This is a genomic window from Acinetobacter sp. Colony158, from assembly GCF_019264745.1.
GTDB lineage: Bacteria > Pseudomonadota > Gammaproteobacteria > Pseudomonadales > Moraxellaceae > Acinetobacter > Acinetobacter ursingii.
In genome coordinates this window covers 3318782-3328420 of record NZ_CP078523.1, presented here as the reverse complement: position 1 = coordinate 3328420, position 9639 = coordinate 3318782, and the positions used below count along the sequence as shown (strand labels likewise).

7 protein-coding genes are annotated in these 9639 nt (G+C 41.2%); all 7 read left to right on the top strand.

The window, feature by feature from the left end; all coding sequences use genetic code 11:
• Positions 1-530 (top strand): DUF2520 domain-containing protein (locus JR005_RS13555; protein WP_228731712.1); only part of this gene is annotated, 530 nt, incomplete at its 5' end.
• A gap of 130 nt (positions 531-660) precedes the next feature.
• Positions 661-1335, top strand: coding sequence for a class I SAM-dependent methyltransferase (locus JR005_RS13550; RefSeq protein WP_218665282.1), 675 nt, complete (start codon positions 661-663; stop codon positions 1333-1335).
• A 243-nt stretch (positions 1336-1578) separates the two neighbouring features.
• Positions 1579-2259: a paraquat-inducible protein A gene (locus JR005_RS13545; RefSeq protein ID WP_218665281.1), complete on the top strand. Its 681-nt coding sequence runs from the start codon at positions 1579-1581 to the stop codon at positions 2257-2259.
• Entirely contained in the window at positions 2256-3062 is an 807-nt protein-coding gene (locus JR005_RS13540; protein ID WP_218665280.1) for a paraquat-inducible protein A, read from the top strand. Before JR005_RS13545 ends, JR005_RS13540 begins: the two co-directional genes overlap by 4 nt.
• A 14-nt stretch (positions 3063-3076) precedes the next feature.
• Entirely contained in the window at positions 3077-4741 is a 1665-nt protein-coding gene (locus JR005_RS13535) for an intermembrane transport protein PqiB (protein ID WP_049175621.1), read from the top strand.
• Complete coding sequence (locus JR005_RS13530; protein ID WP_218665279.1) at positions 4731-5438, top strand: PqiC family protein; 708 nt, start codon at positions 4731-4733, stop codon at positions 5436-5438. The genes JR005_RS13535 and JR005_RS13530 overlap by 11 nt, the downstream gene beginning before the upstream one ends.
• 362 nt (positions 5439-5800) lie before the next feature.
• Positions 5801-9637, top strand: a complete 3837-nt coding sequence (gene purL, locus JR005_RS13525; protein ID WP_218665278.1) for a phosphoribosylformylglycinamidine synthase — start codon at positions 5801-5803, stop codon at positions 9635-9637.
• The last annotated feature ends 2 nt before the right edge of the window (positions 9638-9639 follow it).

The following is a 9639-nucleotide window of genomic DNA, read 5'->3' as shown; positions in this document are numbered from 1 at the left end:
ACGTTTTAATTGTGCATACTTCAGGAAGCACCGACCTCAAAGTATTATCAGATGTCCATCCCAATGCAGGGGTATTTTATCCGCTGCAAACTTTTAGTTTTGAACATGAAATTGATTGGGCTGAAACTCCTTTGTTTATAGAGGCAAAGCAACCACAGGCTCTAGAAATTTTAGATCAATTAGCAAATAGCCTAAGCAAACAAGTTTATCATTATTCATCATCTCAGCGTCTAAGTTTACATTTGGCTGCGGTGTTTGCCTGTAATTTTAGTAATTATTGCTACGATATGGCCAAGCAAGTTGTAGATCAGCAACAGGTCGATTTTTCACTGCTTTATCCTTTAATCTTGGAAACAGCAAAAAAAGCGACCCAATATGACCCTGTTCAAGTTCAAACAGGGCCTGCACTTCGAGAGGATCATAATATTTTGCAAATGCATCAGCATTTACTCGAACAGGCTAGTCGTCCTGATCTAAAAGAAATCTATCAGCTTTTAAGTCAAGCGATTATCACCAGACACCATGTTTAAACTCGATTAGATTTTTTCATAACAGCTTAGAGCGTCTTTATTTTCTCTCCCATTGTGAAATAAAAACAAAGATGAAATAAATTTGTTGATAAGGCATTGATCGAGATATAGAAAAAAGGGATAAATAATTATGGCAAAAGATTTTAGTTCACAGCAAGTGGTAGAGAGTTACGATCAACATATTCGTAAATTGATCCCCGGATATGAGGTGGTTCATCAACAAATACAAGCATTGTTAAAAACTTATTTGCCTGAGTCTGCGCATATTTTAGTGGTAGGTTGTGGAACGGGTTATGAGCTTGGTTATTTATTACAAACTTTCCCTAATTGGCACTTCACCGCAACTGATTTATCAGCCGCTATGTTAGATAAAGCGCGAACCTCTCTCCAAGATTTGAATGTTGATCATCGTGTTGATTTTCACTTGGGTGATGTACATGAATTAGAAAATATCGTGAGTTTTGATGCCGCGCTTTCTATTTTAGTGACACATTTTGTTGCATTCCCTCAAAAGTTGGAATTTTTACAAGCCATTCAAAAACGGCTCAAAACAGAAGGTTTGTTTATTACTTTTGACTTAACTGAAATTTCTTCAGAACCCCAACAACGTGCTTTAAAAAATATCTGTGAAAGTAATGGACTGACACAAATTCAAACGACTGCCATGTTAAAACGGCTTGCAGATGATTTCTATGCGTTAACGGATGAGCAAACGTTTGAATTGCTCGAACAGACCGAATTCAATCAAGTGGCACGATTTACTCAAATTTTAAATTACCAAGGTTTTTTAGCTTTTTCAAAATAACAAAATGCAATGTAGTCTGAAACAGATCTATGATTGCTTGCACATTGATGATGATATATAAAATGATGATGAGCTGGACTTGTTAGAAAGGTTTGAGCATTTAAAAATGATCCTATCATAGCTCAGTGACTGCTCTGATCTAGGAAAAATTTGAAGTATTTCTCATCTGTTGGTACGTTGTTTATCGATTGAAATGCAATCTTATTATCGAAAAAATTAACAATAAAAGAGTCTTGATACGTTATGAGTCAACCTTCATCACAGGATTCATTTTTGACTGAGTTAGATCAGAGTCGTTCAAATTCATCTCGTGATGTGTCACAGCGTAACTTATGTTGTTGTGAGGAGTGTGATGCAATTTATCAGAAAGTGAAACTCGGACGGGGAGAGCGCGCGTATTGTAGTTGCTGTGGTGCAGAACTTTATCGGCAAGTTAAACCATTTAATACGCTATTGGCGCTGGTGATAACCGCATTAATTATTTTTATTGTCGCCAATAGTTTTCCCATCGTGAGTGTTGAGCTCAATGGCAATGTTTCCCAAACCACATTGTTGGGGGCAGCCTTGATGATGTTTCATATTGATCGAGCTTTTGTCGGGCTACTTATTTTAATCACGACATTTATTGTTCCACTCACAGATTTATTGTTACTGGCTTATATCTTTGCATCAGTCAGTGTTTTTAAAACCAGACCCAAATACTTGATCCCTGCGTTAAGAGTAATCTATGTATTTCGAACATGGGGCATGGTCGAAGTTTTTTTAATTGGTGTTCTGGTTACTTTAGTGAAATTAGTGGGAATGGTGGTGGTGATTCCGGGGATTGCTTTATGGGCATTTGCAATATTGAGCCTATTATTGGTCTATATCGCGTCAGTTAAAGTCCAAGATATTTGGGATGAAGTTGATCGGTGCCAGCCATGAAAAAAATCAAACACATCGGGGAACAAGTGCATCAAACAAGCGATGTTGCCGATGATGATGCCCGTATTCATCGAGTGAATCCAAGAGCGGTCGATCTCGGATTAGTGGCATGTCATTGTTGTGGTCTGGTGAATCCACAAAGTCACCACGCGGATCAAACTCAATATTGCATTCGATGTAAGAGTGCATTGCATGTTCGTAAAGATCATAGTCAAAGCCGCACCTTGGCATTGGTGATTGCTGCGACGATTTTATATATTCCAGCAAATGTATTGCCAATGACCATTACCGATTCATTATTGGGACATCAGCAAGATACCATTATGAGTGGGGTCATTTACTTCTGGCAAAGCGGTGATTATTTTGTGGCAGCCGTGATTTTTACGGCCAGTATTTTTATTCCCATGGTCAAGTTGCTAATTTTATACTTTCTGGTTTTTGTGGTGCGAATGCAATCTACTGCGCAATGGACTATATTACCTTCACATTGCAGCGTGTTATATCGTATTGTGGAGTTTGTGGGGCGCTGGTCCATGATTGATGTATTTGTTGTGGCCTTACTAACCGCGCTGATACAAATTCAATCATTGGCAACGATTTTGGCAGGGCCTGGTGCCGTGGCTTTTGGTGCAGTGGTGGTATTGACCATGTTTGCTTCAATGAGTTTTGATCCACGTATTATTTGGGATAATTATTATTTATCTCAACAGCGACTAAATACCTCAACCAACGCTTCAAAAAACAACATGGTGAATCAGGTCAATCATTTGCCATCTAAAAATGATTTTTTTCAGCCTCGTTAAAAAGAACATGCATGATGACGGAAAATAATACAACGAATAACCCCGCAGAAGCTGATCCCACTCAAACGGATCATCAGACTGAGCAACGTGTGCCACAGCCTCAGAAAAAAAAGGGCAAATGGCGACCTGCATTAATTTGGTTGATTCCGTTTATTGCCTTATTAATTGGGCTGTCTTTGGCAATCAAATCTATTCTTGCAATCGGACCGACGATTTATGTTTCATTTCGAACGGCTGAAGGATTGGTGGCTGGCAAGACGACTGTTAAATATCGGCAAGTAGATATCGGATTGGTTCGTGAAATTGTACTGTCGGATGATCGCTCACACGTTATTGCCAAAATCGAATTACGCAAAGATGCTAGTAATTTTGCAGCGAAAGATGCGCGATTTTGGGTGGTGCGCCCTAGAGTAGGAACCAGTGGTATTTCAGGCATAGATACTTTATTTTCTGGCTCATATATTGGCGTCGATGGCGGAAAAGCAAAGGAAAAAAAAGAAGAATTTAACGGATTGGAAGTCCCACCTGTCGTGACCTCAGATGTACCAGGTAAAAGATTTTTCTTAAAAGCAAAAGATTTGGGATCGTTAGATATTGGATCTCCTATTTATTATCGACGGATCAATGTTGGTCAAATTACTGCGTATAATTTGGCTAAAGATGGTCAGCATGTTGAGCTACAAACCTTTATTCGTTCACCTTACGACAAATTTGTCACGCAAGATGCGCGTTTTTGGCAGGCCAGTGGGATTGATGTGAGTTTAAATGCATCTGGATTTAATCTGGACACGCAGTCTTTGGCAAGTATCGTGGCGGGTGGTATTGCATTTGGATACCCTGATAATTCTGATGCGCCGATTGCTCAGAATTCGAGTCACTTTAATCTATGGGATTCTAAAACAGAGGCTTTAAAAGATCCTGATGGTAAAGCGATTAATATTGTCATGTATTTTGATCAGTCATTACGTGGTTTAAGTGCTGGTGCGCCAATTGACTTTATGGGGATTGATGTCGGAGAAATTAAAGCGATCAATGCTGAGTTTGATCACAATTATACACATGTACGTATGCGTGCTGAAGGCGTGGTTTATCCATCCCGTTTAGCGCATGGTCAGGAGATGGATCCTGATGGAGAGATTTTTAAACGTTTTGTGCAAAATGGTTGGCGAGCACAAATGCGAACAGGTAATTTAATCACAGGTCAAAATTATATTGCTTTCGATCTGTTCCCTAAGGCTAAGCCTGCATCCGTAAAAGTATTGCCGAGTGGTCGTTTTGAAGTTCCAACCATGCCATCTGAATTAAAAGGATTACAGGCTCAGGTTTCTCAGATTGCAGATAAGTTGACTAAATTCCCACTGGTAGAAATTGGTCAGGATATGCGTAAAACACTGGGGAATATGAATAATGCGATTAACTCAACCAATCAACTGGTTCAACAGTTAGATGGCAAAGTTGCGCCAGAATTACAATCTACCTTGAATGATGTACGTGGGACTTTACGTTCGACCCAATCTATTCTCTCCAGCGATGCGCCAATGCAACAAGACGTTCGCCGAGCTTTACAGCAAATGACTCGTGCAGCAGCATCTTTACAATTAATGTCAGATTATATTGAACAACATCCAGAATCGTTGATTCGCGGTAAAACTCCTGAGGTAGATCGAAATGAAAAATAAAAATAATTTCAGATTAGGTATCGTCGTCCTGACAGGAGTATTTCTGAGCGCCTGCTCAAGCTCACCAACACCCAACTATTACACCTTGCAGGCTAAAGCAACACCGATTACACATTCGGGGGTGAGAGTCATTGAAGTTATGCCTGTTGGATTGCCTGATCGCTTAGATCGGGCATCTATTGTGGTGCAGGATCATCAAGGCAGATCTAAAGTGCTGGACAATGATCGTTGGACATCAACTTTAAGTACCCAATTAAGAGATGGTCTGTCGGCTGGATTACAGCAAAAATTGGGTGCGGTCGATCGATATAATAGTGGCATGTCCGCTGGTCAGGTGTCGTATCGAATTGCGACTGATTTTTCAAATTTTGATGTGATTGAGGATTCTGCAAATCATCCACTGACAAGTACGCATGATCACTATATGAATGTTATGGTGACATGGATCATTAAAGCAGATATTCCGCTGGCAATGGAAACATCTGCTACGAACCAAGCTACAACCACTTTACAAAATCGTTCAATCAGTTGTCGAACTCATTTCACTGTGCCTATTCAGGGTGAGCGTCGAAATATTAATAATATTGTGGCGGCCTCCACACAATCACTGAACCGAATTATTGAAAATATTGCTGATTCTGTGGTGATGATGAATGCAAAAAAAGTAGTGAGCATCGATGGTGTGACTTGTAGCTAAAGCTTCAATTGTTCTTTTTTTTAATGCGCTTATCGTTGTTTATTGATAAGTCATCTTCAATGGGGAATAGCGCATAAATTGGTATTTGTGCGCTCTGATCGGTTTGTAAATGTCACATTTGGATACATCTGAAAAAACCTATTGCAAAGTGCTAAAACGGTTTATTTTTATTCAGCTTAGCTTTAGCTATGGTTTAATCGGATCAAGAACAAAGATATAAATTGGGCTAATTGTTGAATAAGCTGAGAGAAATCCATGCTCTCCATCTAGCTGATTTTGCCTTTTCACAGTAGAATATGCGCTCTCTCTAAAGTCACATTGCGGTAAAGTTCAAAAGACTTGCCCGTGGAGCCAAAATCAACATGTTTATCGTGGCCGGTGCACCAGCACATTCTTCATTCAAGAAAGCTCAACTATTAACACGTTTATCGTCAATCAGTTCAGTCCAAACCTTTGACAGCCAATGGGTTTACCTGTTTGATCAAGCGCTCGACGAGCAGCAGCATCAATCTGCATTGCAACTTTTAAATGATGGTACATCGTTTGAGTTGCGCCAAGTGGCCAATGATGAACTTCAAGTTTTGGTCACTCCACGCATTGGAACGATTTCACCGTGGTCTTCTAAAGCGACAGATATTTTTAAAAACTGTAATACCCCAGTGCATCGTTTGGAGCGCGGTATTTTATATACCTTAAAAGGTGTTTCTGAACTCAGTAATGAAGTCAAACAGGCTTTGCATGACCGTATGACTGAAACCGTTTTCAGCCAGATCGAAGATGCCCATCGTTTATTTTTAGAAACAGCACCAAAACCATTAAACTCAATTGATATTTTGGGTGAAGGAAAACAAGCACTGGTCAAAGCCAATAATGAATTTGGTTTTGCTTTGTCTGAACAAGAAATTGACTATTTAACTCAAGCCTTTACTGACTTGGGGCGCAATCCAAACGATATCGAATTGATGATGTTTGCACAGGCAAACTCTGAACATTGTCGTCACAAAATCTTTGGATCAGAATGGACAATTGATGGTGAAAAACAACCATTATCGTTGTTCCAGATGATCAAGAATACCTATAAAGAGTCACCAGATGAAGTATTGTCGGCATATAAAGACAATGCTTCTGTGATTGTAGGTTATGACACTCAGCGTTTTTATCCAAAGAAGGACAATGAAACAGGTCATTTTATATATAAATATAAGAGCCAAGCTGCTCACATCTTGATGAAGGTAGAAACCCATAACCATCCGACTGCGATTTCTCCTTTTGCGGGGGCTGCAACAGGTTCGGGCGGTGAAATCCGTGATGAAGGTGCAACAGGTCGTGGTGGTAAACCAAAAGCAGGTTTAACGGGCTTTACGGTGTCTAACCTGAATATTCCGGGTTTTGAGCAGCCATGGGAAGATAACTACGGTAAACCTTCACGTATGGCATCGCCATTACAAATTATGATTGAAGGGCCATTGGGCGGCGCGGCGTTTAATAACGAATTTGGTCGTCCTAACTTAAATGGTTATTTCCGTACTTTTGAACAAAACGTCAATGGCGAAGTCAAAGGTTTTCATAAACCGATCATGATTGCAGGTGGTTACGGCAATATTCGTCCTGACCATGTGGAAAAAGATGCGATTCAACCGGGCGATTTATTGATTGTACTCGGTGGCCCAGCCATGTTGATCGGTTTAGGCGGTGGTGCTGCGTCTTCTGTAGATAGCGGTACCATGGGTGAAAATCTGGACTTTGCTTCGGTACAACGTGAAAACCCTGAGATGGAACGCCGTTGTCAAGAAGTGATTGATACTTGCTGGCGCATGGAAGACTTTAACCCAATCGTCTCTGTTCATGACGTGGGTGCAGGTGGTTTATCTAATGCCATGCCTGAACTAGTCAATGATCATGAGTTGGGTGCGATTTTAAACTTGCGTAAGATTCCATCGCTTGAACGTGGCATGAGCCCAATGGAAATCTGGTCAAATGAAGCACAAGAACGTTATGTGCTTGCGATTCGTCCAGAGTCGTTAGACTTGTTTGAAGAAATCTGTGCGCGTGAACGTTGTCCGTTTGCGGTCTTGGGTGAAGCAACTGAAGCACGTCATTTGACTGTTGAGGATCCATTGTTCCATGACAATGCGGTAGATATCCCAATGCAAGTCATGCTTGGTGGTACACCACGTATGCAGCGTTCGTATGAAACCGTTGAACGTACAGGCAACGAGTTTGATACCTCAAAAATTGATCTAAAAGATGCAATTTTCCGTGTTTTAAAAAATCCAACCGTTGCATCTAAATCATTCCTAATCACCATTGGTGACCGTTCAATTACGGGGATGGTGGCGCGTGATCAAATGGTCGGCCCATGGCAGGTTCCAGTCGCGGATGCTGCGGTGACTACAACCAGCTTGCAAGGTTATACCGGTGAGGCGATGGCAATGGGTGAACGTCCACCAGTTGCATTGTTAAACCCAGCAGCTTCTGCACGTTTAGCCGTTGCTGAGGCATTGACCAATATTGCATCGGCAAATATTGAACAGTTGGGTGATATCAAGCTTTCTGCAAATTGGATGGCAGCAGCAGGTCAAAAAGGTGAAGATCAAGCCTTGTTTGAGGGCGTAAAAGCCCTTGGTATGGAAATGTGTCCAGCTTTGGGTATTGCGATTCCAGTCGGTAAAGATTCACTCTCGATGCGTACTACATGGAGTGATGATGGCATTGAAAAAGCTGTCACTTCGCCAATGTCTGGAGTGATTACCGCATTTGCACCAGTGAGTGATGTACGTAAAACATTAACGCCTGAGCTTAGACATATTGACGGTTCTGTACTGGTACGTATTGATTTGTCTAAAGGTCAATTTCGTATCGGTGCATCGATTTTGACCCAAGTGTATAAAGCCATTGGTACGATTACGCCAGATGTAGACAGTTTTGAAGATTTAAAAGATTTCTTTAATTTGATACAAGATTGGAATAATCGCGGTCTGATACAAGCTTACCATGACATTGGTGATGGTGGTTTATTGGCTACTGTGGCTGAAATGATGTTTGCATCACGTTTAGGTGCAGCTTTAGAACCACAAACAGTTGAAAGTTTATTTGCAGAAGAAATTGGTGCAGTTTTACAACTGAAAGCTGCTGATTGGGATGCGTTACAAGCTGAAATTGAAAGCTCGAACTTAAAAGATGCGATTAGCTTGGTTGGACGTGTCAATAATACGGATCAACTGAGTATCAATGGTTTAACTTTAGCGCGTGCCGAATTACAACAAGCATGGGCAGAAGTGTCTCATCAAATCCAGCGCTTACGTGATAACGTAGAAACAGCCGATCAGGAATTTGCACTTATTGCAGATCAAAACCATAAAGGTCTCATTGCACAAGCAACTTTCGATCTAAACGAACCTGTTGAAGCGCCATTTATCGCAACATGCCGTCCTAATATGGTGATTTTGCGTGAGCAGGGTGTCAACGGTCATGTTGAGATGGCAGCAGCATTTGACAAAGTTGGGTTCAATACTGTCGATGTGCACATGAGCGATTTATTAGCAGGTCGTGTCGACCTACAAGATTTTGAAGGTCTGGTCGCTTGTGGTGGTTTCTCTTATGGTGACGTGCTTGGTGCTGGTGGTGGCTGGGCGAAGTCAGTATTGTTTAATCCAAAATTACGTGATCAGTTTGAAAGTTTCTTTAACCGTGAAAGTACCTTTAGTTTAGGGATTTGTAATGGTTGTCAGATGTTGTCACAACTTGCGCCACTGATTCCTGGTGCAGACAACTGGCCACGTTTCCATCGTAACGTATCAGAAGTTTTTGAAGCACGTGCAGTCAATGTGCGTGTAGAAAAATCGGTATCGGTATTGCTTCAAGATATGCAGGGCTCAATTCTGCCAATCGCTGTAGCACATGGAGAAGGGCGTGTGGTTGCAAGTAATGAGCACTTGGCGAGCTTGAATAGCAATAATCAAGTGACCTTGCGTTATGTAGATAGTTTGGGTCAACCGACGCAACATTATCCACTGAATCCAAACGGTTCACCTGAAGCAATTACGGGTGTAACTTCGAAAGATGGCCGCGCGACGATTATGATGCCGCATCCAGAGCGTAATTTCCGTGCTTTACAACACTCATGGAAACCAGAAGACTGGAATGAAGATGGGGCATGGTTACGTATGTTCCGTAATGCGCGTAAGTTTATTGGTTAATT